This window comes from Bifidobacterium sp. FKU, from assembly GCF_026016385.1.
Lineage (GTDB): Bacteria > Actinomycetota > Actinomycetes > Actinomycetales > Bifidobacteriaceae > Bifidobacterium > Bifidobacterium infantis.
Window position 1 is genome coordinate 16,021 of the sequence record NZ_CP092888.1, and the last position, 26,148, is coordinate 42,168.

23 protein-coding genes, 2 tRNA genes and 1 pseudogene are annotated in these 26,148 nt (G+C 59.9%); 5 read left to right on the forward strand and 21 right to left on the reverse strand.

All coding sequences use genetic code 11. From position 1 onward, the window contains the following. Positions 1-87 precede the first annotated feature (87 nt). Positions 88-315 (reverse strand): type II toxin-antitoxin system mRNA interferase toxin, RelE/StbE family, encoded by a 228-nt coding sequence (locus tag MMB48_RS00065; protein ID WP_212105774.1) that lies wholly within the window; start codon positions 313-315, stop codon positions 88-90. Between the two features lie 102 nt (positions 316-417). Here MMB48_RS00065 and MMB48_RS00070 point away from each other — a divergent pair, with 102 nt between their 5' ends. After that, a complete protein-coding gene (locus tag MMB48_RS00070) occupies positions 418-1,062 on the forward strand; it encodes a hypothetical protein (RefSeq protein WP_032743426.1) in 645 nt (214 codons plus the stop codon). A 421-nt stretch (positions 1,063-1,483) separates the two neighbouring features. Here the strand turns inward: MMB48_RS00070 and MMB48_RS00075 are convergent, their stop codons facing one another. The 11 genes from MMB48_RS00075 to MMB48_RS00125 all read right to left on the reverse strand — a co-directional run bounded on the left by MMB48_RS00075 (position 1,484) and on the right by MMB48_RS00125 (position 11,095). Further along, positions 1,484-1,675 carry a hypothetical protein gene (locus MMB48_RS00075; protein ID WP_032743423.1) on the reverse strand — a complete coding sequence of 64 codons (192 nt, stop codon included), beginning with the start codon at positions 1,673-1,675 and terminating at the stop codon, positions 1,484-1,486. 799 nt (positions 1,676-2,474) lie between these two features. Further along, positions 2,475-2,547: transfer RNA gene (locus tag MMB48_RS00080), tRNA-Ala, on the reverse strand. 42 nt (positions 2,548-2,589) lie between these two features. Further along, positions 2,590-2,663, reverse strand: a tRNA-Ile gene (locus MMB48_RS00085). Positions 2,664-3,149: 486 nt separating this feature from the next. After that, the gene (locus MMB48_RS00090; RefSeq protein WP_032743422.1) at positions 3,150-4,412 is read right to left on the reverse strand and encodes a metallophosphoesterase; all 1,263 of its coding nucleotides are present in this window, start codon (positions 4,410-4,412) and stop codon (positions 3,150-3,152) included. A gap of 12 nt (positions 4,413-4,424) precedes the next feature. After that, positions 4,425-5,201 (reverse strand): phosphonate ABC transporter, permease protein PhnE, encoded by a 777-nt coding sequence (phnE, locus tag MMB48_RS00095; protein WP_032743421.1) that lies wholly within the window; start codon positions 5,199-5,201, stop codon positions 4,425-4,427. Then, on the reverse strand, positions 5,201-6,004 hold the full coding sequence (phnE, locus tag MMB48_RS00100; RefSeq protein ID WP_032743420.1) for a phosphonate ABC transporter, permease protein PhnE: 804 nt from the start codon (positions 6,002-6,004) through the stop codon (positions 5,201-5,203). Before phnE (MMB48_RS00100) ends, phnE (MMB48_RS00095) begins: the two co-directional genes overlap by 1 nt. Beyond that, the gene (gene phnC / locus MMB48_RS00105) at positions 6,001-6,765 is read right to left on the reverse strand and encodes a phosphonate ABC transporter ATP-binding protein (protein ID WP_032743418.1); all 765 of its coding nucleotides are present in this window, start codon (positions 6,763-6,765) and stop codon (positions 6,001-6,003) included. The genes phnE (MMB48_RS00100) and phnC overlap by 4 nt, the downstream gene beginning before the upstream one ends. 76 nt (positions 6,766-6,841) lie before the next feature. After that, positions 6,842-7,780, reverse strand: a complete 939-nt coding sequence (locus MMB48_RS00110; RefSeq protein ID WP_012576481.1) for a phosphate/phosphite/phosphonate ABC transporter substrate-binding protein — start codon at positions 7,778-7,780, stop codon at positions 6,842-6,844. A gap of 163 nt (positions 7,781-7,943) precedes the next feature. After that, a complete protein-coding gene (locus tag MMB48_RS00115) occupies positions 7,944-8,813 on the reverse strand; it encodes a MurR/RpiR family transcriptional regulator (RefSeq protein WP_032743417.1) in 870 nt (289 codons plus the stop codon). Continuing rightward, positions 8,801-9,520, reverse strand: a complete 720-nt coding sequence (locus MMB48_RS00120) for an HAD family hydrolase (protein ID WP_032743416.1) — start codon at positions 9,518-9,520, stop codon at positions 8,801-8,803. The genes MMB48_RS00115 and MMB48_RS00120 overlap by 13 nt, the downstream gene beginning before the upstream one ends. A gap of 288 nt (positions 9,521-9,808) precedes the next feature. Next, a complete protein-coding gene (locus MMB48_RS00125; protein ID WP_032743415.1) occupies positions 9,809-11,095 on the reverse strand; it encodes an ATP-binding protein in 1,287 nt (428 codons plus the stop codon). A 245-nt stretch (positions 11,096-11,340) separates the two neighbouring features. Between MMB48_RS00125 and MMB48_RS00130 the strand changes: the two genes are divergently transcribed. Then, positions 11,341-12,147 (forward strand): SprT family zinc-dependent metalloprotease, encoded by an 807-nt coding sequence (locus MMB48_RS00130; RefSeq protein ID WP_032743414.1) that lies wholly within the window; start codon positions 11,341-11,343, stop codon positions 12,145-12,147. A gap of 317 nt (positions 12,148-12,464) precedes the next feature. On the opposite strand, the gene MMB48_RS00135 is transcribed toward MMB48_RS00130, so the two are convergent. The 3 genes from MMB48_RS00135 to MMB48_RS00145 form a co-directional block, all read right to left on the reverse strand. Further along, the gene (locus MMB48_RS00135) at positions 12,465-13,778 is read right to left on the reverse strand and encodes an ATP-binding protein (protein ID WP_032743413.1); all 1,314 of its coding nucleotides are present in this window, start codon (positions 13,776-13,778) and stop codon (positions 12,465-12,467) included. Between the two features lie 234 nt (positions 13,779-14,012). Then, entirely contained in the window at positions 14,013-14,492 is a 480-nt protein-coding gene (locus MMB48_RS00140) for a Dps family protein (protein ID WP_032743412.1), read from the reverse strand. A gap of 162 nt (positions 14,493-14,654) precedes the next feature. Next, positions 14,655-15,998 (reverse strand): hemolysin family protein, encoded by a 1,344-nt coding sequence (locus MMB48_RS00145; RefSeq protein WP_003827889.1) that lies wholly within the window; start codon positions 15,996-15,998, stop codon positions 14,655-14,657. A 235-nt stretch (positions 15,999-16,233) separates the two neighbouring features. Here MMB48_RS00145 and MMB48_RS00150 point away from each other — a divergent pair, with 235 nt between their 5' ends. Beyond that, a complete protein-coding gene (locus tag MMB48_RS00150; RefSeq protein WP_032743411.1) occupies positions 16,234-17,370 on the forward strand; it encodes an AAA family ATPase in 1,137 nt (378 codons plus the stop codon). Positions 17,371-17,554: 184 nt separating this feature from the next. Here MMB48_RS00150 and MMB48_RS00155 read toward each other — a convergent pair whose 3' ends face one another. From MMB48_RS00155 to MMB48_RS00165, 3 genes are all read right to left on the reverse strand, one after another. Then, complete coding sequence (locus tag MMB48_RS00155; RefSeq protein ID WP_136527146.1) at positions 17,555-18,232, reverse strand: ABC transporter permease; 678 nt, start codon at positions 18,230-18,232, stop codon at positions 17,555-17,557. Between the two features lie 43 nt (positions 18,233-18,275). Then, positions 18,276-18,422 carry a hypothetical protein gene (locus MMB48_RS00160; RefSeq protein ID WP_158082770.1) on the reverse strand — a complete coding sequence of 49 codons (147 nt, stop codon included), beginning with the start codon at positions 18,420-18,422 and terminating at the stop codon, positions 18,276-18,278. A 336-nt stretch (positions 18,423-18,758) separates the two neighbouring features. After that, complete coding sequence (locus tag MMB48_RS00165; protein ID WP_014484461.1) at positions 18,759-19,442, reverse strand: carbonic anhydrase; 684 nt, start codon at positions 19,440-19,442, stop codon at positions 18,759-18,761. A 205-nt stretch (positions 19,443-19,647) separates the two neighbouring features. Here MMB48_RS00165 and ahpC point away from each other — a divergent pair, with 205 nt between their 5' ends. Both ahpC and MMB48_RS00175 read left to right on the forward strand, forming a co-directional pair. Continuing rightward, on the forward strand, positions 19,648-20,211 hold the full coding sequence (gene ahpC, locus MMB48_RS00170) for an alkyl hydroperoxide reductase subunit C (RefSeq protein ID WP_012472063.1): 564 nt from the start codon (positions 19,648-19,650) through the stop codon (positions 20,209-20,211). Positions 20,212-20,379: 168 nt separating this feature from the next. Further along, a complete protein-coding gene (locus MMB48_RS00175; RefSeq protein WP_032743409.1) occupies positions 20,380-22,290 on the forward strand; it encodes an FAD-dependent oxidoreductase in 1,911 nt (636 codons plus the stop codon). A 116-nt stretch (positions 22,291-22,406) separates the two neighbouring features. On the opposite strand, the gene MMB48_RS00180 is transcribed toward MMB48_RS00175, so the two are convergent. The 3 genes and pseudogenes from MMB48_RS00180 to MMB48_RS00190 form a co-directional block, all read right to left on the reverse strand. Then, on the reverse strand, positions 22,407-23,693 hold the full coding sequence (locus MMB48_RS00180) for an OFA family MFS transporter (protein WP_265074933.1): 1,287 nt from the start codon (positions 23,691-23,693) through the stop codon (positions 22,407-22,409). A 445-nt stretch (positions 23,694-24,138) separates the two neighbouring features. Beyond that, positions 24,139-24,618 (reverse strand): annotated as a pseudogene (locus MMB48_RS00185) (DUF4143 domain-containing protein); the annotation flags it as partial. 28 nt (positions 24,619-24,646) lie between these two features. After that, positions 24,647-26,002, reverse strand: a complete 1,356-nt coding sequence (locus MMB48_RS00190; RefSeq protein ID WP_176338714.1) for an IS3 family transposase — start codon at positions 26,000-26,002, stop codon at positions 24,647-24,649. Positions 26,003-26,148 lie beyond the last annotated feature (146 nt).

The window sequence follows — 26,148 nt, forward strand, 5'->3', positions numbered from 1 at the left end:
CTCGGTGTATCACGACATTGGGTGCCTTGTGCTGCCCACCCTGCCTTGGTCGGGCCCCTGTCCCGGCTTTCCTTTGTCCGTATCCCGTTATTTTCCGAAAAGATCACTATGGGTGCCCGTTCGGGTCAGAGTGAGCACCAGCACGTCCTTCTCTATGAGATAGACCAACAGCAGGTCTGGTGTGATATGGCACTGCCACACGCCCCCGCGAGTGCCCATGGCCAGGTGCCGTTGCACCAGGGGACGCAACTCCAATCCGTCCAGGCCGAGCAACACCCATCCGTCGAACGTGCTAAACTCAATGCCAAGCCGCATGGTATCCTTCACTTTTTCTTTCACACAACGAATGAAACCGCACGGCCCTTACACACCAAAATCGGAAGAGCCGGGTAAATCAACGATTCAAGGAAGAATCAAATGAAAAAAGTAAGGAAATACCTCGCACGAATCATCGCCTGTATCTTGTCGATGGCGACATTGTTGGTGGTGGCTCCCGTTGCGAATGCAAGTGTCCCGGATGCTCAGTCCGATGGCTACGTTCCTTGTGCAGTACCGTCAGTGGATACGGAACTTGAGAACCTGCTCTGGAAAATCGTTGATGTCGGTGAATATTTCAGCTTTGAAGGTGATCGTCTCACCGTCTCGCTGTCAGAGGAGCAACTGAAGACCGATTACGGTTTCTCCGATGCAGAATATGTGTTCCTGGTCGATAACGTCCTCAATCCACCCACGGAGGACATCCAAGACATAGAGTCGCTTCCAACGACCTATGCCAGTTGCAGCGGCGTATACATCTCCTACATAGATTTCACCGTAGGATTCGCGGCAGCGCTTTTCGCGGCTTCCTCGGTTAGCCCGGCGGCTCTTGCCGCAGCATTCACCGCAGTTGCCTCGGCAATCAGTGGGCCCGTCGGTACCATAATCGCTGGAGGCGTCGCTGTCTTGGGCATCGGATTCTTTGCTGATCTCGCCACAAAAATCATCGGCGCAGTTGCTCAAGGAAAGGGAGTATGCCTCACACTGGCTTGGGAATTCCCACCGTTGAAATCTGAAATCATGTGATGCAGTTGTAAGGCATTACTGTGATGAAAAAGTGGGATTGGAAGTCATGGCTCTGTGCATGGCTGTTCGCTTCTTGCTCAATTAGTGGAGCAACGGAGATCAAGCGCGGGGCCATGACCCCATTCGCGGTCGCGTATCTGATTACTGCCGTTGTGGCATTGATATTGTTTGTGTGGTCGTGCCTTAAAACACAGAACATAAAGCTTTCGGTTATTCTTACGACAGCGCTTATAGTGCCAGTAGCCGTTATGTTGATATTCAACGGGTCTCTCAGCAGATTTCTCGTCTACATCTATTTCGTAGCAATACTTTTGGCCGCGTTAGTGCACAAGTATGGCAGACCACAGAAAAAGCAGTAGCGGCCATGCACTTGCAAACAAGAAAGGCCCGTCCGGGTGTTGAAACTCGGACGGGCTGGCCGTTATCGACGGCTGGGTGTCATCGCCCAGATGGCGATTGCCATCACGACGATGTCGGCCGCGATGGAGTGCATCGCGGGTGCGAGGCTGATGACGATGACCGCCATCAGCCACACGTGCAGGCTGACCACTTCTCCGATTCGTAGGCCAAGGATGGCCCCCAGCCATACGGAGATTCGTGTCGTGTCGGGCATGGCGGCATAGATGGTTTGAAGTTCCTCGGCTGTGGCCGGTGGTATTTGAGCTTGCCGGGATTTTGGGATTGCGGGGCTTTCATGGTGACGGGTGATTTGTCTACGGCTCCCTCGGCCACTGCCTTCGCGTACACGGCTTTCAAGAGGTGGAACGTTTTCTTGCGGGGCGTCGCTCCCCCGAAATTGTCTAAATTGGCTAGCCACCGGTTTATGTCTTCGGTGGTTATTTTTGTTAGGGGATATTTCCAGAAGAATGCGTGGGACAGATGCGCAAGGTATTCCCGATGCTTTCTTTTGCTTCCTGCGGTTAGTTCGGCTCCGTCGGAAGAATAGTTGAGCCATGTGGGTGCGAATTCTTCCATGACGTAATCGCATAATAGCGTTCTACGCTACCTTACGGCCTCTTCCTGCCGTTTACGGTCGGCTGGGCTACTCCACGTTGGATTCCAGCCCTATCGGCCTCTACGAGGGCTTTTTCGGCGCTCAGCCACGCCTGTGCCGAACGTTCGTCCTTGAACGTTTTCGTGATGACCTCACCGTTGTGGGTGTATCTGGCCCTGTAGGAATCCCGGTCGGTCCGGTGGGTGACTGACCCAAATGTTTTTTCTTTTCGGTGCGCATGGTTACAGTATCGTTCGTTGGGTACCCATTCCGGGTACCTCGTCGGGTACCTGAAATGTTGACGTTGGCGTACTTTTTCGTACATTCTCTGTTTGCGCTGTATGCCCTGAAATCGTTGGTATTCCGCCGTTTTCGCATGAAAAAAAAGGTTTCCAGATTTCTCTGAAAACCCTGACCGTGGAGCTAGCCGGGTTCGAACCGGCGACCCTCTGCTTGCAAAGCAGATGCGCTACCAGCTGCGCTATAGCCCCGTGAGAAAAAAAGAGCGGCTCGCGGCCGCTTCATTTTTCCTGTGGGCCCGGGAGGACTTGAACCTCCGACCTCATCCTTATCAGGGATGCGCTCTAACCAGCTGAGCTACGGGCCCGATCCATACGCTTCAAAAGCGCACAAGTGATTACAATACCATTGAACGGCGGTATGTCAATAACGGCGTGTCGTGATTGTCGCTTGCGCCATGATTGCCGGCGCGGCGGTCAATGTCCAGCAACACAGCGGTCAATGTTCAGCAACGCCACAGCCAATGCCCAGCTACGTAACCTTGCGTTCTCACACCGTAATGCTGCGGTTACACCTCCCGCCCTGCACAGAGATGTCCAATACACAGCCAAAAACCCAACTAGTGTAAACACACTCTAGAAAAGGGATACGGGGTTGCGGACCCTATATTTCTATGATCAGGGCGAGCCACCAAAGAATCACCGCATGTGACCGGCACTGCGAATCCAGGATTACATGCGGCGCGTAGGCTCATGGCCCATAGCGCTGTTCGACATGATCGTCGCGTGCATACGTCATATGAAACTGAGGTTTAGGGAGAAGAAGCCGGAGCACGACTTATCTCCCCAAACCCTTATTGCTCCAGCCAGTGTAGGTATTCGTCGAAGAGGTTGTCCACTGTTCGGCTTTCCAGTCGGTATGTGGGGAATGCCTCGGGTGTGTTGGTGATGACTTGGTATCCGCCCAACGGTGCTTCCGTTGCGGGGATCATGTCGGCTTGTATCAGGCCTTGGTCAGTGCAGGTCCGGAGTTCTTCCCAGGTCAGGCGGAACACGGATACGGTGTAGGGTTTGGGGAAGCTGTGGTGGAATTCGCGGATGGTCGTGGTTCCGTCGCTGGTTTTCCGCCAGATGAATCGTTGGAGTCTGATGCCGGTTTTCAGCGTGATGTATTCACCGAACCGTCCGGTGTCGATGGGCTGGTCCAGCCAGGTCCTGTATTCGTCCAGCTTGAGGTTCATCGTCGTCGGATCCAATGGTTCCAGCTTGTCAGTGGTCGGGTGCAGCATCGCGGTCTCGTGCCGGCTGATTCGCCTTTCCTTGAACTGGTAGGAGATGAATCCGACGGAGTTTCCCTGGTATCCGGGTTGCACGTAGGGGATGCCGCGGCATTCGCCGTGGTTGGTGCGGTGTTGGTGTCCGCAGATCAGCCCGTCGATGCCGGGGATGGTGGAGAGGATGCGGTATGCCTGGTCCTCGCCGGTGTCGTATTGCGTGGGTCGTCCGCTGGCCATGTCGCATTCGATGCCGCCGTGGTAGGCGACGATGAGCAGGTCCACGTCCGCGCGTATCCGGTTGACGGTGGTCCTGATGCTTTCGACCGCGTCCAGGACGTGGATGTGCTGTGTGTTGCGGAACGCGGTGAGTTGGGGCAGGGCTCCGGTAACCGCGCCCACGATGCCCACACGGATGCCCCGGGCTTGGACGAGTCGGTATGGATGGAAGATCGGGTGGCCTTCCTCGTCCGTCACGTTGCAGCACAGGAGCCGTTCGTGCAGGTGGGGGTTCTGGCTTGCGGGCAGTGCGGTGCCGTGGTCGAAGTCGTGGTTGCCCAGGGCCATGGCGGTGTAGCCGCAGGCGGAGGCGACGCGGGTGAGCGGGGATTCCCTCTCGGCAGATCGGGCGGTGAAGGTGGCGTAGGCGCTTCCTAGCAGGTAGTCGCCGGCGTCGATGAGCAGCGTGGCGTCGTCCACGCCCGTCATCCGCTTGGCGGCGTGTGCGGCGAGTATGCCGGCCGCGTGGGCGTTCGCGGCGGACGGGTCGCCGGGCACGTCCGCGAGGGTGTCGGGCAGGAAGCCGTGCAGGTCGCTGGTGGCGAGGATTGTGATCGTGGTCATGTGGCAGGCCTTTTAGAGGAGTTTCTTGCGTAGCCATCCGGTCGCCGCGTCGATGAGCGCGACCACGATGATGATGCCCAGCAGGATGATGCTGACCCTGCTCCATTGGCGGCTTTGGATGGCGAAGATCAGGGGTGCGCCGATGCCGCCGGCGCCGACCAGGCCGAGGGTGGCGGCGCTGCGCACCGCAATCTCGAAGTGGTTGAGGGACAGTGACGCGAAGATGGGCATGAGCAGGGGGATGCGTCCGAAGAACGTGGTCTTCCAGAAGTTGGCGCCGACCGATTCCATGGCTTCGGCGGGCCCGTTGTCCATGGATTCGATGTTCTCGGCGTACAATTTGCCCAGCATGCCGACCATGTGGACGCCCAGGGCGAGGACGCCGGCCGCGGGGCCGGGGCCCACCACCTTGACGAAGATGATGGCGTACACGAGTTCGGGGAACGCCCTGAGCAGGTCGGTCACGAACTTCGCCGCGCCGGCGACGGCGGGGGTGTGCCGCCACAGGGTGGTCGCGCTGATGAAGGACCAGGGGAACGCGATGACCGTGGCGATGACCATGCTCAGGAAGGCGATGCAGATGGTCTGGAGCATGAGGCTGACTAGGTCCTCGCCGCTGCCGTCGTAGACGTACGACCAGTCGGGGTGGAACAGTTGGCTGATGGTGTCCGACAGGGAGGTCCAGGACATGGGGGCCTTGTCGGACCAGTTGGTGGTCGCGAAGCAGACGATGACCGCGATGCCTATGAGGGCGGCCATGAGGTGGTGTGCGGTGAGACGGATACGCATCAGCGGAGCCTCTTTCTGATGATCTCGCTGACCCAGTCGACGATGACGACGAGCACGAGAACGGTGAGTATGACGAGCGACACGCGGTCGTAGCGCATCAGGCTGAGTGAGGAGTTCAGCAGGACGCCCACGCCGCCGGCTCCCACGTATCCGAGGATCACGGAGGCGCGGATGTTGATCTCGAAGGCGTACATGGCGTAGCTGGCGATGTCCTGCCCGATCTGCGGGAGGATCGACCATGTGGCGATCTGCATGCGGTTGGCGCCCACGGAGCGGGCGGCCTCGACGGGGCCGGGGTCGGAGATCTCGATCGACTGGTAGATCAGCTGGCCGACGATGCCGAAGGTGAACACGGCGATGGTGATGATGCCGCTGACCTGTCCGATGCCCATGAACGCGACGACCAGGGCGGCGAGCAGCAGCGTGGGGATCGTGCGGATGATGTCCATGACCACGCGGGCGACCATGGCGACCACGCGGTTGCCCGTCACGTTGCTGGTGCACAGGAACGCGAACGGCACGCCGAACAGGAGTCCCAGCGACGTGCCCACCACGGACATGCGGATCGTCTGGACGAGGGGCATCCACACCTTGGCGAAATACGCCCAGTCGGGCGACAGGAGGTTCGAGAAGAAATCCGCGGCCTGCCCCATGTTGGCGATCGCCTCGCCGAAGTCGGTCTCGGTCGCGTCCTTCGCGGCGAGGAAGCAGACGACGAACACTATAACGGTGGCGAGCCGTTTCCACAGGTTCCGGTGCACCGTGTCCTTCAGGGGGCGGCCGGCCGACGGTGTGCGGGTCATGATCGCTCACCCGTCTTCCCGGCGTCGTCGCCCTCGTAGATGTGGCGGAACATGTCGTCGGTGAGTTGGGCGGGGGTGCCGTCGAACACCACCGTTCCCCGGCGCATGCCGATGATCCGGTCGGCGTATTTCTTGGCGAAGCCGACGGAGTGGATGCTGATGAGCACCGTGGTCCCGTCGTCCTGGTTCATGCGTTTGAGGTCGGTGAGGATCGTCTCGGAGGTGACCGGGTCCAGGGAGGCGACCGGCTCGTCGGCGAGCACGATCCTGGCCTGTTGGACGCGGGTGCGGGCGATGGCGACGCGCTGCTGCTGGCCGCCGCTGAGCTGGTCGCTTCTCGTCTGGGCCTTGTCCGCGAGGCCCACGGTCTTCAACGCGTCGTCGATCAGCTGGTAGTCGGACTCCGGGAAGAGGCCGAGCAGTGACTTGAGGGTCCCGTACCGGCCCAGCCGGCCGGACAGCACGTTCTTCTGGACGGTGCTGTTGCCCACGAGGTTGAATTGCTGGAAGATCATGCCGATCGAGCAGCGCATCGCCCTCAGTTGTCTGCGGCTGGCCTTGGTAATCGACTGGCCGTCGATCATGATGTCGCCGCCGGTGATGTCGTTGAGTCGGTTGATGGAGCGCAGCAGCGTGCTCTTGCCCGCGCCGCTGGGGCCGATGATGGCGACGAACTCGCCGTCCCGGATGGTCAGGTTGACGTCGTTGAGGCCCAGCACGCCGTTGCCGTATTCCTTGGTCACGCCACGTATCTCGATCATGGGTTTTCCTTTCCCCGTAACGGGCAAAGGGACGGCCGCCGGCGTCGCGTGGACGGGCGGCCGCCCCCGTCAACGGTCAGTTGGCCGCTTCCTTGATGTATTCCTCGATGGTGTCGTAGTTCTTCTCCTCGGCCTGCGTGTAGCCCTTGTGGCCCCACATGGCCATGGCGGTCTTGCCCTCCTCGTCGTTGGGCATGTCGAGGAACGCCTGCTTGATCTTGTCCTGCAGGGCCTGGTCCATCGACGGTTGGACGGCGATGGCGTCGTTCGGGATGTCGCCCTCGGTCAGGTAGAGGACGCGCAGCTCCTTGAACAGGTCCTTGCCGGCGAACTTGGAGGCGAACACGTTGCGCGCGCCCTCGAACACGAAGCAGGCGTCCTGCTGGCCCTCGAGCACGGAGGTGATCTCGCTGGGGATGTCGTTGACCGTGGTGAGCGTGGACTGCGTGGTCGGGTCGACGCCGGCCTTCTTCAATTCGACCACCGGGTAGATGTAGCCGCTGGCGGAGGAGGGGCTCAGCGTGGCGATCTTCCTGCCCTTGAGGTCGGTCAGCTTCTTCAGGTCGCTGTCGGCGCGCACGAGCACCTCGCCCTTGAACGATCCGGACAACTTGCCCTCGACCGGCTTGCCGGTGGTGCGGTCGTAGGCACCCAGCTCGGAGGTGAGGATGGCCTTGGCGGCCTGCTTGTCGCGCGCCTGCACGTAGGCGGCGGGCGGCATGATGCCGATGTCGACCTTGTGCGAGGACATGGCCTCCACGATGGTCGTGTAGTCGGTGGCGAGGGTCACATCGACCTTGCGTCCGAGCTTCTTCGACAGGTAGTCCGCGAAGGGCTTGGCCTTGGCCTGCATGCTGCCGTCGTTGTTGGTGGGCACGAACTGGAGTTCCAGCGCCTTGTCGGCGGAGTCGGAACCCTTCGACGAGCCGCAGGCGGCCATCGTGGCGCACAACGCGACCGTGGTGGCGGCGACCGCGATGGTCCTCAGCATCTTGTTCTGGATGGAAAAAGGCATGGTTCGACCTTCCTCAATGGGTTTTCGTTGTGAAAAAAGGATTTCCGTGTGATGATGGATGATGCGCGGGCCCACGGCGGGACCCGCGGCGGATGATGAAAGGAAGACTGGCGTCCGGCCGATGCCGGCGCCGGATGATGGGTGAGGTGTGGTGTTGCGGCTCCTATCTGTCCAGGTGTTCGGAAATCTGTGAGATGACCCCCGGGTCCTCCTCGCCCCTGCCCAGCTGCCCGGTCAGGGATTCGATGACGATGTCCAGGGGAAGACGCGACGTGTCGATGAGCTCGTCGTTGAACGTGGTGGCCGGCGTGGACGCGACCAGGGTCGTCGTGGCCCGCGTGGCCAGGGAGGAGTTCGCGAAGCTGGTGATCGCCAACGCGTCGGCCCCGTTCGCCGTGGCGACCTCGACCGCGTGGACGGTGTGCCTGTTCTCCCCGGAACCGGAGATCGCGATGATCAGGTCGCCCGGTTTGAGCAGGGAGGCGCTGATGTCCTGGCCCAGCGGGTCCCGGACGAAGGTTACGAGACGGCCGTACCGCAGGAGACGGCTTTCAAGGTTCGCCGCGACCCCGCTGGACAGGCCCGATGCCACGATGACGATGCCCCGCGCGTCGCGGATCATCTCCAACGCCCGGTTGAACGCCCCGGCGTCGAGGCAGTCGGGCAGCTCCCGCAGCATGTCGAGCATGCCCCGGATCCTGGCGATGATCCGCTCGCCCTCCGAGCCGGCCTCCCCGTCGGCCCGCGCGTGCCCGCGCTGCTCCAGCAGGCTTCTGATCGCGTTGTCGCGTGCGATGAGGATCCTCATCTCCCGGTACCCGTGGCACCCCAGATCGGCGCAGGTCCTCACCACCGTGCCCGCCGACACGCCCGTCTCGCGCGCGACCGTCGCGATGGGCAGGTCCCCGATGACGTCGGAGTTCTCCAGGAAGAAGCGCGCGACCTTGCGCTGCGCCGGATCCAACGCGTCCAACGCAAGCCGGATGCGGGCGAGGATCGATTCGGCCGGCCCGTTCGCGTTCACCTGTCCCATGACGCGCATCCCTCCAATATCGCCCCGTACATGTCGGGAAGGAGCGCCGTCCGGTACGTCGCGCCGCCATGCCGGCCCGTGCCGCCGATGTACGCGGCCTCGCGGCCCGCGGCGAGCACCGGGGCGATGTCGTTGTCCCAATGGTCGCCGATGCTCAACAGGCGCCCACGTCCCGCGAGACGGTCGAACGCGGCGATATGATCGCCCCAGCGTCCGGGTTTGCCCGCCCCGTCGACGATCAGGTCGAAACGACCCTCCAGCCCGAACCGTCCGACGGTCTCGCGCACCCCATGCAGCGGCGAATTGGTCAACAGCACGCGAACGCAGCCCAACGAACCCAGATCGTCCAGGAAACCGGGAAGACCCTGCGGCATGTCCACATGGACAAGACCCCGGGCCAGCTCGTCCCGGCTGGAAAGATACGCCTGCTGCAACCCATCCGCCGGCACATGGCCCGCGCACGTGTCGCTCACCACATCGTAACCGTCGTTCCAATGCCGGCCATCATCCGTGACGGCGCCGCCAAGATAGAGATCCAGCGTCCTGACGGCCCGTTCGCGCAACCCCGCGGGCAACCGGGCGAAGGCATGGCGCGCGTAGGAACGCACAGGCCCGTCGCCCAGGCTGATCGTCCCATCGAAATCGAAGACGACCGTGCCGACCGGCTGGCGTCTGGCGGTCCGTGACCGCTGCTCTTCATTGCTCATGCCTCCATTAAAACACGAAATGAAAAACGTTCAATGACTTTTGAACATAATTCCGACATGGTTGGCCTACTGTTCATCTTCCTCTGCTTGACGTGGCGCGGATCGAATGGCGGGATGATTCTCGGTGCCTTGCGATTCCGAAGTGCGGCCGGGCACCCCGATGTGACTTGGTATCTTGCCATGTGCCACTTGAGTGTTTGAGGTTTGCGGCGGACCGGGCGGATACGTGATGATGCCAAGCCCCGATAAGGGGGTCTGCGTTCCGGGGCATTTGCCGACCGGCCGGCGTCACATCGTCAGGCTGTCCGGGTCGAGGAGGAAATCGTAGACGCTCATCGTGAGGATGCCGTGCTCGTCGCGGACGGGTTTGACCACGTCGCATACGAGGACGATCTTCTGGAAGCTGTCGTCGATCTCGAGCAGCGAGGCCTTCTCCTGCGCGACCTTCTCCGGTGTGGGCAGTTGGTACGCGGATTGGATGTAGCAGCGCCGGTTGCCGAGGTTCGCCACGAAATCGACCTCGAGGCGTTTGCGGTACGGCACACCTTCGCGGGCGCCGCGCCGGTCGACCACGCCCACATCGACGTTGTAGCCGCGTGTTCGCAGCTCGTTGTACACGATGTTCTCCATGATGTGCGTCTGCTCGATCTGGCGGAACCCCAGTCGCGCGTTGCGCAGCCCCATGTCCTCGAAATAGTATTTCTTCGGGCTGCCGATGTACTTGCGTCCCTTGACGTCGAACCGTCTCGCCTCCTCGATGACGAACGCGTCCTCGAGATGGCCGATGTATTGCATGATGGTGTTCGTGCTGATGCCGGAATGCAGCACGCTGGCGAACGTGGCCTTGATCTTGGGCGGATTGGTCAGGGCGCCGATGGAGGAGGCCAGCACGTCGACCAGGTCGTCGAGCTCCTGCGACCTGCGCAGCCTGTTGCGCGAGACGATGTCCTTGAGATAGGTCTCCTCGAACAGGTTCTTCAGATAGAGGGACTTCTGCTCGTCGCTTCTCATGGACAAGGTGAGCGGCATGCCGCCGAACGTCACGTATTCGGCCCAGCCGTGTTGGACGTCGCCGTCGTACGCCTGCATGAACTCGACGAACGACAGGGGGCGGACGCGGACCTCGTCGCCGCGGCCGCGGAACTCGGTCATCACGTCGGTGGACAGCATCTTCGAGTTGCTGCCCGTCACGTACACGTCCACGTTGCGCATGCGCAGCAGCCCGTTGAGCACCCCGTACAGACGGGGCGGTTCCTCGCCGCGCATCTCCTCGTCCGAGATCGCGTACTGCACCTCGTCCAGCAGCACGTAGTACGGTTCCTCGCGATTCGTGATACGGGATCTCACATAGTCGTACAGGGCGAGCGGGTCGCGGTAGCGCTCGTACATCAGATCGTCCAGTGCGATCTCGATGATGTGGTCGTCGTTCACGCCCTGCGCGCGCAGATGGTCCTCGAACAGGTCGAACAGGAGATAGGTCTTGCCGCAGCGCCTCGCGCCCGTGACGACCTTGACCATGCCGTTGCCTTTGCGGGCGACGAGATCGTTCAGGTACTTATCCCTGGAGATGCGCATCGTATTCTCCGATCAATGTCCTGTTCCCATGCCGCTATCGCGTGGATTTGACATTTATGTCAGTTTCACTCAATAGGAACTCATTCTATTGCGTGATTTTGACATAGATGTCACTTTCGCTCAATGGGATGGGTGAATCATGGGAGGACAGGGCGTGCGCGTGGGGGGGTAAGTGGCGGTTGCCGATTCGTGAGGGGCGGCATTGTGTGCCGCTTGTTGTCCGCCGTTGTGCGAGAATGACTTGCATGCCTTATCGCCGTCGTCAATCCACCGCTCCGAAGTCCGGTGCGCCGAAATCCGTTCGGTCCGCTGCCGCCGAGCAGTCGTTGGATATTGATGGCATCCATCTGCACCTGACGCGCAAACCCATCAAAAACCTGTATCTGCGCATCAAACCGCCGAGCGGCCGCGTCGAAATCTCCGCACCGATGCGGATGAGCGAGAGTCGTATCGCGGATTTCGTCAAAGAGCGACATTCGTGGATTCTTGCCCAGCAGCAGCGCATGGCTGAGGCGCAACGGCGCTCCATCATGGCATTGAACGAGGGTGCCGGCTTCGAGAACGGAGGTCGTGGCGTAGCTGGTGTCAGCGGCCATGATGGAGGCGTTGCCGGTCGTCCGAAAACCGGTGATATCAGTCGTCCGGGAATTGGTGACGCCGGGCCAGGCCAAGCCGGTACGAATGTCCAACCGTATTTTGACCGCTCCCAAATCTGGACCGACGAACGCAAACGACAAGCGGCGGCCGCGATCAACGCCGCGTTGCCACAGCTGCTGGCCAAGTGGGGGCCGGTTATTGGCCGGCAGCCCACGCATATCACGCTACGGGTCATGACCTCGCGCTGGGGATCGTGTACGCCGCGAACCGGCCGCATCCGTCTGAACCTTCAATTGGGAGTGATGGAACCGCAATTCCTGGAATACGTCTTGGTCCATGAGATGACGCATCTGTGGGAAAGCGGCCACGGCGCCGGATTCCAACGCCGCATGACCGCCTACCTACCCGGCTGGAAGACGCTACGCCGCGACCTCAACCGCCGCGTGGTGCTGTGACGATGACAGGTCAGGCTTCAGTGCCGGCGATGTGGCTGATGGCCTGATCGGATTCGTTCGCATGGTCCGAATGCGCCACCATCTCGATGGCCGCCGGACACCCGCTCACCGATGAACTCGAACGGCGCATCAGCGAACTTCAGCTGGAGCTGAAGCAGTGTGAAGGCCAGCAAGGGCGAACCGATCGGTCCAGCCGAGCTACTCAGACCAACCAATCCAGCCAGTCCGATCAGACCGACCTAACTGATCAGAACGGGCCTTCTGACCAGTCCGAACCATCTAACCGGCCTGTACTTGTTGACTAAGTGTGCGGCCCGTCATTCGTTATGGAACATGCCGGCCATGTATACAGGCAGGTAGGTTACATTCCCTTCGACTGAGACGTTGCACGGGCCAAGCACATAGCCTGTATTGAGATGGTATTCAGGGTGGGCGAGCACGTTGTCCATTGCGCGATGGCGTTTGTAGGATTTGCCGGACTTCACCTCAATCGGCAGCACGTGATCGTTGCGGTCTTGGATGAGGAAATCGAGCTCGCCAAGCTTCTTACTGTTGTAGTAGTACAGGTCAAATCCGTGAGCGCGTAGCTCTTGGGCCACCGCATTTTCATAGATTGAACCGTAGTTGATATCAGGGTTGCCGTCGAGTACGTCGAGCGCGGTTTTCTTGAGAAACGAGCCGGTAAGCAGACCCACGTCGTTGTAAAAGAGTTTGAAGAGGTTACGTTCCTTGCTCATCTCCAACGGTGTGCACGGTTCGTCCACGTTGTACGCGGCGACGGCTACATCCGCATTGACCAGCCAATCGAAATCGGAAGCAACCGATTGGAATCTCATGTTCTTTTCGATTTTGGCGAAGGTGAAGCGCTTGTTTGGGTTATTTAACTCGCTGGGCACCAAATCGTAGATAGCGCGGATATGCAGCCGGTCTTCTTTGCGCGCGTATTGGCTGATATCGCGGCGATATTCACGCTTTATGTTCTCTTGTATAGTGCGCACGTCCGCAACGCTGCCGTTTGCCACGAACGAGTCGACCGCGGCAGGCATGCCGCCGATGACCAGATATTTGGAGTACAGCTCCATGAGCTGTTGATGGATGAACTCATCCACTTCCTGGTGCTTGGCAAAGCATTCGGCAAGCATGTTGAATACGTCGTTGCCGATATGCTGCGACCAGCAGAACTCTTGGAAATCCAGTGGATACATATCCAGCTCGGTCAGGTACCCGACCGGTACCGAGCGTATATCTTCGAGCTCGACTCCAAGTAGCGAGCCGGAAAGCGCGTAATCGAACCGACCATCATCTACAAGGAACTTAATTGCGGTGACCATTTCCTTGCAACGCTGGACCTCGTCAAAGAAAATCAGGGTTTTGCCGGGTACTAATGGCGTATTTACGGCCAGTTCCAGCCTCATCAGTAGGTTTTTGGCATCGCGGGGCCGGTCGAATAATGCAACGAGGCCGGGGTTCTCGATGAAATTGAGCTCGGCGATATGGTCGTAATGCTGTTGGGCAAAGTGCCTGATGATATAGGTTTTGCCAATCTGACGGGCTCCGGTGACCAGCAGTGCAGTGCGTTTCGGCGCGGATCTCCAAGCTTCCAGCTGTGTCTCGATTTTTCTTCGCAGCATGAGAATCTCCAGTCATTTGTAGGCCTTGCATCTATGCTGGGCACGTTTTCCAACTGTTTATAGAGCATATTTTACACTTTTCCAACCATAAGAATGCGGTTTTGGCTACGTTTTCCAACCTCAAAATGGGGAGTTTTATACACTTTTCCAACTTATGTATGTGGAGACTCTCTATTTCACGTGAGACGAAAGTGGCTCCCCTCTTTGAGGGGAGCCACGGAATACAGCTTTTACTTATGCCAGGTGAGAGCGCATGAACCACTGGAACTTTTCGAGTTCCTGCACGTGATCCTGGATGACGTTGGAGCTGATGACGTCCAGCTCATCCAGCTCAGCGATGGCCTTGCGGTCGTCGGCGATGAAGGCGTCGTAGTACTCGATCAGCGCCTTGAGGTACTCCTCGGTGCCTACGCGGCCCTCGGCGTCGAACGACTTCCATGTGCGGTTGCGCACGATGGCGTCCGCGCGGCCGTCCGGGGTGCCGCCCAGAGTGGCGATGCGCTCGGCGGTCTCGTCGGCCTGAGCCAGCACGGCCTCGACCTCGGGGTCAAGCATCTCGTGAACGGCGATGAAGTTCGGGCCGGTCACGTTCCAGTGTGCGTGCTTCAGGACCAGAGCGGCCTCCTGCTCCTGGCTCAGTCGGTTCTGCAGGATGGCGATGGCCTTCTCACTGGCCGCTTCATCAAGGCCCGGCATAACAAATGCAAGTGTCATAATGTTCCTTCTTTCTATCGGTGGAACGTTGCTCTTCAATTCTACGATCTGCGGTTCTGCCCCGGGCCGAACAAATAGGTGGTGAATATCACGTGACTATTAGGACCAATTGCAAAAAACTCTCACTGGCAGCGGCTCAGTGAGAGTTTTTGCAAAACGCGGTTAGTTGGCGTCGTCGGTTTGGGGTTCCTCCGGCAGTGGCGCATGGTCCGGGGCACCGGCTTTGCGGACTTCGATGGTTTCGATGCGGCGGCCATCCACCTTGGTGATGACCATGTTGTAGCCGTCGTCGGAATGCAGCACGTCGCCCATCGCACCCATCTTGCCGGTCTTGGACAGGAAGTAGCCGGCGACCGTCTCGTACGGGCCGTCCTCCAATTCGATGCCGGTCAGATCGGCGAAGTCCTCAATGGTCATGCTGGCCTCGATCGTGGCCACACCATTGACGAACGCGGTGCGGGTGGTGCGTTCGCCGCCCTTCTCGCTGGGCAGATCGTACTCATCGCGAATATCGCCCACAAGCTCCTCAGTCATATCCTCAAGCGTCACGATGCCGTCCGTGCCGCCGTACTCGTCGATGACCACGGCCAGATGGATGCCGCGCTTACGCAGCAGTTCCAGGCTCGGCAGCAGCTTGGAGGTGCCGGGCAGGGAGATGCCTTCGCGCACCACATCGCGCACGATCTTGGCGTTCGGATCGCGCACGTCCAGCAGATCGCGCACATGCACGAAGCCGATCACGTCGTCGAAATCCTTGCCGGTCACCGGGTAACGGGAGTACGGCTGGTCGCGTACGAACGCGGCGGCCTCGGCCAGGGGCTGGTCGCCCTCGATGAAGACCACGTCGGCACGCGGGCGCATCACCTCGGCGACGATGGTTTCGGACGCATCGAACACATCGTCCAGAATCGTGCGTTCGTCCTTGGAGAGGTTGGTGTTGGAGCTGACCAGCACGCGCAGCTCGTCGTCGGACACCTCGGACTCGGTCTGCTGCGGGTCGAAGCCGAGCAGGCGGACGATGCCGTTCGTGTTCTTGCCGATGAGCCAGATGATCGGGCGGCAGACGGCGGCGAAGGCGTCGATGGCGGGCACCACGGCGCGCGCGATCTGCTCGGTGCGCTGCATGGCGATGCGCTTGGGCACCATCTCGGAGATAACGATGGAGCAGTAGGAGATGATGAGGGTCAGGATGATGTTCACCAGGCCGCCGGCGATGCCGGGGTGCACACCCCAGCTTTCGACCACCGGAATCAGGTAGGGGGCGATGGAAGAGGCGCCGAACGAGGCGGACAGGAAGCCGGAGAGCGTCACGCCGATCTGCACGGTGGAGAGGAAGGTGTTCGGGTCACGTGCGATTTTGGCGACTTTGGCGCCGCGAGCGTCCTCCTGCTCCATTTGCTCGATCTGCGAGCCGCGCAGAGAGACCAATGCCAACTCGGTGCCGGAGAACACGGAACCGATAACGAGAAATACAAAAATCAGGAGGATGTTCAAACCAAGTGACATGCCTTTAACTCTAGGGGAGTGGCACGTCAAATTGGGGTGTGCTGGCTGGGCAGGGTTTGCTAGCTGCGCTGGCTATGTGAGGCGTGATGTGTGTTGACGTGTGTGATGGTGTGAAAGAGTACGCAATGATACGCAATCGTGTCATATGGTGTAATTTCGTGTAATTTGGTACGCAATCGTGTAATATGGTACGCAATCGTGGCAGATGGTATGTGTTGTGGGCAGGAGTGTGGTCATGGCAGTCAATCCCTTCAAACCAACCGCCGGTAAAATGCCGCCGATTCTTATTGGCCGGCACTCCATTATCGAAGATTTTTCCGAGGCGCTGACCAACGGGGTAGGGGCTCCTGGGCGCATCATGCTGGTCACCGGGCAGCGCGGCTTCGGAAAGACGGTTATGCTCACCGAATTTCGGCGCATCGCCAAAGCGCAGCATTGGGAAGTCATTGGAGAGACGGCGTCCGCAGGACTGGTCACGAGACTCATAGCGGCATTATCGCCTTCGGGATTGCGTCTGGATCAGGCCAATATCAGTCCTTCCATTGGAATTTCCGGCATTGCCACGGCGAGTCTCGGGCAAGCGTACTTTTCCGCGGAATCCAATCCGCTGACGTTGCGCAACGCGTTGAACAAGCGGCTGGGCAGTAAGAAACTCGGCAAAGGGAAGGGCATTCTCATCACCATCGATGAGACGCAAGCGGCCTCACACGATGATTTGGTTGCCATTGCTACAGCCGTGCAGCACGTCATTACGGATGCCGATGAAAGTGATACGCCTGATGAGGATAAGAAGGGCGTTGCCATCGTATTTGCCGGCTTGCCGTATATGGTCAACGATTTGCTGGATAACGAGGTAACCACATTCCTGCGCCGTGCGCTACGCCGCGAATTGGATAACGTGCCGCTTCCAGACGTCAAGAATGCGTTCCTGGAAACAGTTGCGGATTCCGGCAAGACCATCAGTGGGGAAGATGCGCTTGAAGCCGCTCGCCAGTCTGAAGGATACCCGTACATGGTGCAGCTTGTTGGCTACTACATGTGGCAATCTGCGCAGCGTCGAGGTTCAGATGTCATTACCGCGGACGACGTGTCGACCGGTGTTTCCGATGCGTTGCTCGCCTTCGACGATGCCGTATGCGCTCCAGCGCTGGATGGCACCACCAGTGCAGAGAGGCTGTTCCTCGCGGCCATGGCCAAGGATTCGCCAAATCCCACGCAGGTGGGTGATATTGCGGATCGTGCGCGCAGAAGTCGAAGCTGGGTGAGCAAGTACCGGGCGGTTCTTATCAAGGATAACCTCATTCGCCCGGCAGGTCATGGGCAGCTGGAATTTGCGGTGCCGCATTTGGGGCAGTATTTGCAGTCGTTGTAGCACCAAATATCGGGTTGGGTTCATTCATTAGGTCAATTATGCGTTCATTTGGTGGGTTGCCGGCATGGTGAGGTGTTGGAATGGCAGCATTTCAATAGTCGGTATCGGGGTCCAGCGACCAAATGAACGCATAATTGACCTAATGAATGAAGTAAGCCGGTTGCAGGCGAGTTGCAATCCGGTTCTACGAATGCCGACGCATCTTGGCCACGGCATTGCTGACGCAAATACGCAGCACAATGGTGAAGACGACCACCATAATCCCCAGAATGCCAATGTTGAACCAGAACTGATCCGTGGGTGCGCTCCCACAGATCATCCTTTTTTTGAACATCGGCACCTTGGTGGGGCCATACAGCAGATCGTTGAGCCCGATATCCGAGGCGGCGGCGGAGAAGCCCCAACGCCCGGGGAAGATCATGCTGACCAATTCGAGACTGTCGCGGCCAGTGACCGTAATCATGCCGCTGGAGAACACCAACTGGGCCATAACCAGCACCACCAGCAATGGCACCGTCTGTTCTCCTGACTTCACCAACGCCGAGCCGACCTCGCCCAACAATGCGGAAGTCCACGCAGTCAGCCAGATCGCCAACACCAGTTCGGGTATGCCGGAATCAGTGACCACACCGTGGTCCGGGCCGGGCTTGCCGAGGCTGACCGCAGTGGTCAGAATCGCCGCCTGCAACAAGGTTTGCAAACCCATCACGATGAGTTTCGAGGCGGTGTATGACGTGGGCGCCAAGCCCACCGCGCGCTCGCGGTCGTAAATCGCTCGCTCGAAGACGATGTCTCGCACGGACAAAGCCGATCCCATAGAACAGGCGCCCAGTATGACGAGCACAAGCAGTTGACGAATCACCAGAGTGATGGTCTGTTTGATGCGGAATGGCTTTGCCGGTTACTCATGCTCGGTGTGCCGCGTGATGGTGGATTCGGCCTGCATCCGCCAGCTGGCGCAACATGGTCATCACCGTAAGATCCAGCGCCGGGTCGAGGCCCGAGGTCGGTTCGTCGAGAATCAGCAGTTCGGGGCTGAAGGACCCGTGCACGCGGTTGGTTGTGAGCTGGGACTCGAGCCTTACCGCTTGCGTGCTGCCTGCCAGAACAGTGCCGACGGCATCCGATGGGGAAGGGGATGCGGAGGAAGATGCGGGTGACGGGGATACGGGTGATACTGGCACTGGCGATACTGTCGTCGTTGCCACTGCTGCTGGGCGGGGTTGCTGTTGCAGATGTGCGAGGGCCGGGTTGGCGGTACATGTGGCAGATCCATAATGGATAGTAAGGGTAGGCGGCATTGGTTCAGATTTCCGTGTACTTCAATCTCTCTTAACACAGATGTACCGCGAACACATTGCACCCGGCAAACAAGTCCTGACTGATGGTCAGAAACTCAGCACCTCGACCTTGCCGGTGCTGAGCTGGTAACGGGCGCCGACGATCATCAACTGGTCGGCGGCCAATGCCTGCTGGATAATGGGGGATTGTTCCACCAGCGTCTCAATGGTGTGGGCCACATGCACACGCTCGATATCTTCATGCGCGTCGAGCTCGGCTTCGCGCGCCTGCCAGACGGACATGCCGGCCTGGCGCAGAATAATCGATTCGGCGGCGGCGATGTGCTCGTCGAGGTCGTCCATCGCGTCCGCGGCCTCCAGTGAGCCGTCGGCTTCGGAAGTGATGGTGTGCATCAGGTCATCCAGCTCCTGCTCGGCGGCCTCGATTGCGCCGCAGTGCTCGTGACCGAGCACACAGATCAGGCTGACATGCAGTTTCTTGACCGCGTACTCCAGCGAGGCGATAACTGCACTATCGATGAGTTGCCCAGCGGTGCGCACGGTGAACAGATCGCCCAGGCCCTGATCAAAAATGATTTCCGGAGGCACGCGCGAGTCCGAGCAGGAAAGCACCGCGGCATCCGGGTTCTGGCCATCAAGCAACGTTTGACGGGTCTCCTGATCCTGCCATGGATGGTCGGGCTTGCCCTCGGCAAAGCGCCGGTTGCCTTGCAGCATGCGACTCCACGTTGCGTTTGCGGTCGATTCCTGTTCAAAGTCTGACTGAGCCATGAAACCTCCATTATCAGCGGGCTGCTGATTGCCATATTAGCGAGTATTCGCGCATAGTCGTGATTGGGGCAACGGCCATTTGGGCACAAGGGTTGCGGGTGGTGTGATAAGGCTCATACGTTACACCCGCGCGAGCCGTGGCTCACCACATTACGATAGGTGATGGTAAACGCTTGAAGATTAACAATTCCCGAAAGGACCGATGATGACTCTTCTGCAGCATGAACTGACCGATTTCAAGGTGAACGCATTCCAGAACAACGAGTTCCACGAAGTGACCAAGGACGATGTGCTCGGCCACTGGTCCCTGTTCTTCTTCTACCCGGCCGACTTCACCTTCGTGTGCCCCACCGAGCTTGAAGACCTGGCCAAGAACTACGCCAAGTTCAAGGAAATTGGCTGCGAGATCTACTCCGTCTCCTGCGACACCCACTTCGTGCACAAGGCCTGGCACGACGCCAACGAGAAGATCGCCAAGATCGAGTACCCGATGCTTGCCGACCCGACCGCCCTGCTGGCCAAGGATCTCGACACCTACAACGAGGCCGATGGCATGGCCGAGCGCGGCGACTTCATCGTGAGCCCCGAGGGCAAGGTCGTGGCCTACGAGGTCATCTCCTCCAACGTGGGCCGCAACGCCGAGGAGCTGCTGCGCCGCGTGCAGGCCTCCCAGTTCGTCTACGAGCACGGCGACCAGGTCTGCCCCGCCAACTGGACCCCTGGCGAGGAAACCATCGAGCCCAGCCTCGACCTCGTCGGCCAGCTGTGATCGACACTGAATAGGCGGTAACCTTGGCTCCCCTCTCTGAGGGGAGCTGTCGCTGAAAGCGACTGGGGGGAGTGCTCGCGAGAGCTAGCCTGATCCGATATGCTCCCCTCAGTCTCACTACGACAGCTCCCCTCAGAGAGGGGAGCCAGTGTATGTAAGGGAGTTTTCATGACTCAGACCAACAATCTCTATGACGTCGTCGTCATTGGTGGCGGGCCGGCTGGCCTGACGGCCGGCCTGTACTTGGCCCGCGCTCGCTACCGTGTGCTGATTCTTGAAAAAGATGATTTCGGCGGCCAGATCACCATCACCAACGAAGTCGTCAATTATCCGGGCGTGGGCCGCACCACGGGCCGCGCGCTCACCCAAACCATGCGTCAGCAGGCTCAGGACTTTGGTGCCGAATTCCTCTCCGCCGAAGCCACCGGTCTCGACGTGGATGGTGACATCAAAACCGTGCACACCTCACGCGGCGACCTCAAGACGTTCGGCATCCTCATCGCCGCCGGCGCCAGCCCGCGCAAGCTGGGCTTCGAGGGCGAGGCCGAATACGCCGGCCGTGGCGTGGCCTACTGTGCCACCTGCGACGGCGAGTTCTTCACCGGCAAGGAAGTACTGGTGGTCGGCGGCGGATTCGCCGCAGCCGAGGAATCCGTGTTCCTGACCAAATACGCCTCCAAAGTCACCGTGCTCGTGCGCGAACCGGACTTCACATGCGACGCCGCAGTGGCCGCCGAAGCCAAGAACAACCCGAAGATCGACGTGCGTTATCAGGTCGAGCTGAAGGGCGTCACCGCCGGCCAAGGCGGCCTGCGAGAAGCCTCGATCCTGAACCTTGCCACCGGCCAGACCGAAACGTGGAAGCCCGCCGACGCCGGCACCTTCGGCGTCTTCGTGTTCGCCGGCTATGTGCCCGCCACCGATTTGGTGCGCGGCGTGGTGGAGCTCGACGACCACGGTTACGTGGTCACGCACGACTACCTCAGAACCTCGGTGCCGGGCGTGTACGCGGCCGGCGATCTGCGCGTCAAGAACCTGCGCCAAGTGGTCACCGCCACCGCCGACGGCGCGATTGCCGCCGTGGAACTGGAGCGTTATGCCAAGCAGATGAGCGAGAAAACCGGCTTGCTGCCGCCGCGTCCCACTGCTTCCGCTTATGAGGAGTCCGAGGCCAAGGCCGCCTCCGCAGCCTCGGCCGCTGGCACGACGCCCGCCCCGGCTCCCGCCAAACGCAGCGCCGATGCCGCATCCAACGCCGCCAAGAAGTCCGGCGAACTGTTCTCCGCCGCCATCAAGCAGCAGCTTGGCGTGGTCTTCGGCCGCATGACCCGCCCGGTCACCCTTGCCCTTGAGCTGGACAGCACCCCGCTTTCGGCGGAATTGCAGGGCTTCATCGGCGAGATAGTCGCGTTGTCGAATGGCAAGCTGAACTCGGTCGCCGTCGATGCCGCAGGGCTGATCACGGCGGTGGATGGTGCTTCTGCGCCTACTTCTTTGGTGGTTGGCGAGCCATTGGCCGTCACTTTGCCGGACGGCACCGAACTGCCCACTTATGGTTCGTTGGACGATTCCGGCCGCGCCACATTCGACGTCGCCGGCGTCCTGCCGCTCGCCCGCCCAACTGTACGCATCTGCGTGCCGGCTGAGGGCGACGGCAAGGCCGGCAAGGACGGCAATGGTTCACTGGTCTTCACCGGTCTGGCCTTCCACGGCGTACCTTCCGGCCACGAGTTCAACTCGTTCGTGCTTGGCCTGTACAACGCGGCCGGTCCCGGCCAGCCGCTGGGCGATGACCTGGTCGAACGCGCGAAGTCCATCACGGACCCGCTGAACATCATGATCCTCGTCTCGCTCACCTGCACGATGTGCCCGGAAACCGTGCTTGCTTCCCAGCGCATTGCCTCCCTGAGCCCGGCCGTGCGCGCCGAAGCCTACGACGTCTCGCACTTCCCCGAACTTAAGGACCAGTACGGCGCGATGAGCGTGCCCTGCATCGTCATCACCCACGCCAACGGCACCCAGCAAGTCGAATTCGGCAAAAAGAGCATCCCCCAAATGCTCGAACTGGTCGGCGCGTAAGCCGCACGACCTCAGGTACTCAACAGTAACAACAACAATTCTGCCAAAATCGTGACGTACATCGATTGATGCGATCGATGCGCCCGACTCCGGCAGAATCGTTGTTTTGCGGCAGCTCAGCCTCGGTCTTCGACGGCCTTCGTGACGTTTCTGTCGCCGAGGTACTTGACCAAGCTGATGCTGATCAGGGCCACAACGAACAGTCCGGTGAGCACCGGGATGAGTGCGGCGTAGCGGTGGGCCTGATCAGGCGCGTGGGCAACTACGAACGAGGCCAACTGGTTGCCGGACAGACCAGCGAACGCCCAGGCGCTCAGCGTCAGACCGTGCGTGGTGGAGACGGTTTTGGTGCCGAAGTGCTGATCAAGCAGCACGGGCAGCGTCGAAAAACCGCCACCATAGCCCGCGTTGACGAGGAACAGCATGGCCAGCACGGCCCACAGCAGAGCGTTGTCGATGCTGTTGGTGAAGATCTGCAGCAAGCACACGGCAATCGACATGATGAAGATTACCTGATAGACGGTCTCGCGGCGCTTCAGGTGGTCGGAGAGTGTGGAGAAGCCCACGCGGCCAGCCGTGTTGAACACGGAGTCCACGGCGAGCACCAGTCCGATGATGCCGGAGATGGCGGCGGCAAACTTGGCGGGGCTCAGGTTGGCATACTGCGGGAAGGCCTTGAGCACATCGTGCAGGATGTCCTTCTCTTGGCTGATGAGGGCCAGGCCGCAGGTGATGTTGATATAGAAGGCTATCCAGATGCCCCAGAACACGGGCTTCTTGAGGATTGTCTTGCGGCTGACGTGTGAGGTCGCGGGATCGTACACCCAGCCGGCCGGACGCTTGATGATCAGGAAGCCGACGAACATCATCACCGCGTAGACCGCGGCGAGGATGAAGAACATGCTGACCAGGCCAACCGTGCCGATGAGATATTCCATCAGTGGGCTGGCAATGGCCTTGGCCAGGCCGAAGCCGGCGACGGCGATGCCGGTGGCGAGGCCCTTGTTGTCGGCGAACCAAAGCATCAGGTTCTTGACCGGAGTCAGATAACCGACGCCCAGGCCGATGCCCATGATCGCGCCATAACAGATGAACACGCCCGGCAGGAAGTTCAGGGCGATGCTCACGCCCGTGCCGGCGAAGCCGACCACGAAGCAGACCATGGAGACGAGTGCGGATTTCTTGATGTTTTTCTCCACCATTGGCCCGGCAAACGCGGCGGACATGCCGAGGAAGAAGATGGCGAGTGAGAAGCCCCATTCCACGGAGGCGGGGCTGGCGTGGAGACGGTCAGCGATAAGCTGCTTGAACACGCTCCAGCAATAGACGGTACCGATTGGGATATGAATCAGCAGTGCGGGAATAATCGCGCTGGTCCAACGATTCTCGGTAAACCTTGCCATATATGGACGGATCCTTTCGTAACTGGTGTACGATGACCTGCCGACCCGAACGAGAGTCGCACCGCCCATATCCACGCACATCACGACGGCATGCCCCCGTGAACCATCCGGGCTGCACGAATCGAATCAAATCGAATCGTGCGAACTGCGAACAATTCGCTAAACATCCTTGGTGTGCATTTCATCGGCGCTGCTGGCTCTTGTCGACGCCGACAAACAGAACTATAACGCTGTTATGGGGTTGCTGTGGCTGGTTTCTGCGGTTGGAGACCGTGAGCTTTCTCACATCGAAAACAGTTATATGAGGGTATTGATGTGGTCGATACACGACGTCTGCTCGTGGACGCGGCATATCCCTTGGAACACAACGGTTCTGCCAAAATCACGGCGTGCATCGATTGACACGCCCGATTTTGGCAGAACCGTTGTTTCACCCCTGGCAATGCTATGGTCTAAGCGTTCTGATGGGGGCCACCATGACACCGTCTCGGCGGGTGAAACTGTATTCACCTGTGCCTGTCGCCACCATAAGGAAACTGGGTTTTGACATGGTGGTGGTGTCGATTTTGTCGGCGAGCTTTATTAGGTTGGCAGCACCTTCTTCGATGAGTCGGTTCCCTCCCAGCTTGACTTCGATGAGCCCGTATCGGCCATCCCGCAGGTGAAGGACCGCATCGCACTCAAGCCCAGTTCTGTCGCGGAAGTGGAACACATCGCCATCGAGGGCGTCTGCGTATACGCGGAAGTCTCGTACGCACATACTTTCAAACAACAGTCCAAAAGTCTCGAGATCTTTGATGAGGCCGGCTGGCCCGATTCCTAATGCTGCCGCTGCGATGGAGGGATCGACAAAATGTCTGGTATCTGAAGTGCGTATTGCACTCTTGGAGCGCAAATTTGGATTCCACGCAGGCATATCCGATAAGGGGCTGCGGACATTTTCTTGGAGATGGTCACGCAGCCATTCCCTGGCTTTGACGGTATTGTACAGGACTCATCCAACCAAGCGACCGTTTGATGCGCTCGTGGTTGTACCAGCGGATGTAATCGTCGATCAGGATGAGCACCTCGTCGCGTGTGCGTTTCTCCCAATGCTCGGGATAGACGGATTCCGTCTTCATTCGACCGAAGAACCCCTCCGCGGCGGCGTTGTCCGGGGAACAGCCCTTCGCGCTCATTGACCGCGTCAGGCCGTACCGTTCCATGAGGTCCAGCCATCCGGGCCACCGGTAATGGCAGCCGCGATCGGAATGCACCAGGGGCTTCACCCCCTCCGGCAGCGTTTCCGCGGCCTTGACGAGCATCCTGTTGGCGAGCTCCGCGTTGGGACTGAAACCGGCCGTGTACGCGACGATCTTGCCATCGTGACAGTCGATCATCGGCGAGAGGTACACCTTCCCGTCCCTGGCCTTGATCTCGCTGATGTCCGTCAGCCACTTCTCATTCGGCCGTTCGGCCGTAAATTCGCGGTTGACGAGGTTGTCGGGAGCCGGCGTCGTCTCGCCCTCGTAGGAACTATACCTGCGCCGTTTGGGCGCGTGCGCCACGAGCCCGTCCTCGGCCATGATCCGGCGGATCACCTTCTCCGAGACGCCGGTCCTGAGCATGGCCTTGATGCGGCGGTACCCGTACCTGCCCTTGGAAGCGGCGAACGCCTCGGCCACCCTGACGCGCACACCGGCGTATTTGTCAATGGCGAGCCGGGCGTGGTGGTAGTGGTAGCTGCTGGGCGCGATGGCGAGCAAGCATGTCATCGAGCTGAGCGAATACGCCGGCCTCAACCGGTCGATCAGCAGCGTCTTCTCCCTGTTCGACAGGCGCCGCAGGTCGGCGCCTGGGTCTTTTTTTACGACCTCAACCACCTCCCGCATCAACGCGTTCTCCAGTTCCAGTTCCTCGACCCTGCGGCGCAACGCCTCCACGTCATCGTTGCCGTCCCCGGCATTCCGGCTTCGTCGCGGCGCGGGCTTGTTGGTCTGGCTGGCGTTCCTGTTCCTGGGCTGCAGCGCGGCCATGCCGCCCTCACGATACGCCTTGACCCAGTTGTGGACAGCTCCGACGCTCACGCCGAGCCGTTCGGCGGCCTGCTTCTGCTGTATGCCGCCCAGCACCAGCTCGATCGCCTTGGTCCTCGTTTCCAGCGGGATGATCGGTTTCGCCATATGGCCAGCATACCGGGAATCCATCGCCGGCCAACGCTCCAGACACTGCCTGGTCGGATAACCCAGATGCTCCACCACCTGGGCCGTCGTCATCGGCGTGGTGAAATACAACCCCACCGCACGCTCTCGTTCCTCAAGACCGGACATACGAAAATCTTTCCGTTCGGTCTCCAAGAAAATGTCCGCAGCCCCTTGTCCCACTGTTCCCCATTTATGGAAGCGTAATTTACTAAATCATGATTCCATAAACCGAACGATGGCTGTATTCATCTTCGAGAGCGGTTGAAACCACG

What these genes read in the sequence shown, in the direction of transcription:
- MMB48_RS00065 (WP_212105774.1), bottom strand. Translation starts at nt 315, where the DNA reads ATGCGGCTTGGCATTGAGTTTAGCACGTTCGACGGATGGGTGTTGCTC.
- MMB48_RS00070 (WP_032743426.1), top strand. Translation starts at nt 418, where the DNA reads ATGAAAAAAGTAAGGAAATACCTCGCACGAATCATCGCCTGTATCTTG.
- MMB48_RS00075 (WP_032743423.1), bottom strand. Translation starts at nt 1,675, where the DNA reads ATGCCCGACACGACACGAATCTCCGTATGGCTGGGGGCCATCCTTGGC.
- MMB48_RS00090 (WP_032743422.1), bottom strand. Translation starts at nt 4,412, where the DNA reads ATGACCACGATCACAATCCTCGCCACCAGCGACCTGCACGGCTTCCTG.
- phnE (WP_032743421.1), bottom strand. Translation starts at nt 5,201, where the DNA reads ATGCGTATCCGTCTCACCGCACACCACCTCATGGCCGCCCTCATAGGC.
- phnE (WP_032743420.1), bottom strand. Translation starts at nt 6,004, where the DNA reads ATGACCCGCACACCGTCGGCCGGCCGCCCCCTGAAGGACACGGTGCAC.
- phnC (WP_032743418.1), bottom strand. Translation starts at nt 6,765, where the DNA reads ATGATCGAGATACGTGGCGTGACCAAGGAATACGGCAACGGCGTGCTG.
- MMB48_RS00110 (WP_012576481.1), bottom strand. Translation starts at nt 7,780, where the DNA reads ATGCCTTTTTCCATCCAGAACAAGATGCTGAGGACCATCGCGGTCGCC.
- MMB48_RS00115 (WP_032743417.1), bottom strand. Translation starts at nt 8,813, where the DNA reads ATGGGACAGGTGAACGCGAACGGGCCGGCCGAATCGATCCTCGCCCGC.
- MMB48_RS00120 (WP_032743416.1), bottom strand. Translation starts at nt 9,520, where the DNA reads ATGAGCAATGAAGAGCAGCGGTCACGGACCGCCAGACGCCAGCCGGTC.
- MMB48_RS00125 (WP_032743415.1), bottom strand. Translation starts at nt 11,095, where the DNA reads ATGCGCATCTCCAGGGATAAGTACCTGAACGATCTCGTCGCCCGCAAA.
- MMB48_RS00130 (WP_032743414.1), top strand. Translation starts at nt 11,341, where the DNA reads ATGCCTTATCGCCGTCGTCAATCCACCGCTCCGAAGTCCGGTGCGCCG.
- MMB48_RS00135 (WP_032743413.1), bottom strand. Translation starts at nt 13,778, where the DNA reads ATGCTGCGAAGAAAAATCGAGACACAGCTGGAAGCTTGGAGATCCGCG.
- MMB48_RS00140 (WP_032743412.1), bottom strand. Translation starts at nt 14,492, where the DNA reads ATGACACTTGCATTTGTTATGCCGGGCCTTGATGAAGCGGCCAGTGAG.
- MMB48_RS00145 (WP_003827889.1), bottom strand. Translation starts at nt 15,998, where the DNA reads ATGTCACTTGGTTTGAACATCCTCCTGATTTTTGTATTTCTCGTTATC.
- MMB48_RS00150 (WP_032743411.1), top strand. Translation starts at nt 16,234, where the DNA reads ATGGCAGTCAATCCCTTCAAACCAACCGCCGGTAAAATGCCGCCGATT.
- MMB48_RS00165 (WP_014484461.1), bottom strand. Translation starts at nt 19,442, where the DNA reads ATGGCTCAGTCAGACTTTGAACAGGAATCGACCGCAAACGCAACGTGG.
- ahpC (WP_012472063.1), top strand. Translation starts at nt 19,648, where the DNA reads ATGACTCTTCTGCAGCATGAACTGACCGATTTCAAGGTGAACGCATTC.
- MMB48_RS00175 (WP_032743409.1), top strand. Translation starts at nt 20,380, where the DNA reads ATGACTCAGACCAACAATCTCTATGACGTCGTCGTCATTGGTGGCGGG.
- MMB48_RS00180 (WP_265074933.1), bottom strand. Translation starts at nt 23,693, where the DNA reads ATGGCAAGGTTTACCGAGAATCGTTGGACCAGCGCGATTATTCCCGCA.
- MMB48_RS00190 (WP_176338714.1), bottom strand. Translation starts at nt 26,002, where the DNA reads ATGTCCGGTCTTGAGGAACGAGAGCGTGCGGTGGGGTTGTATTTCACC.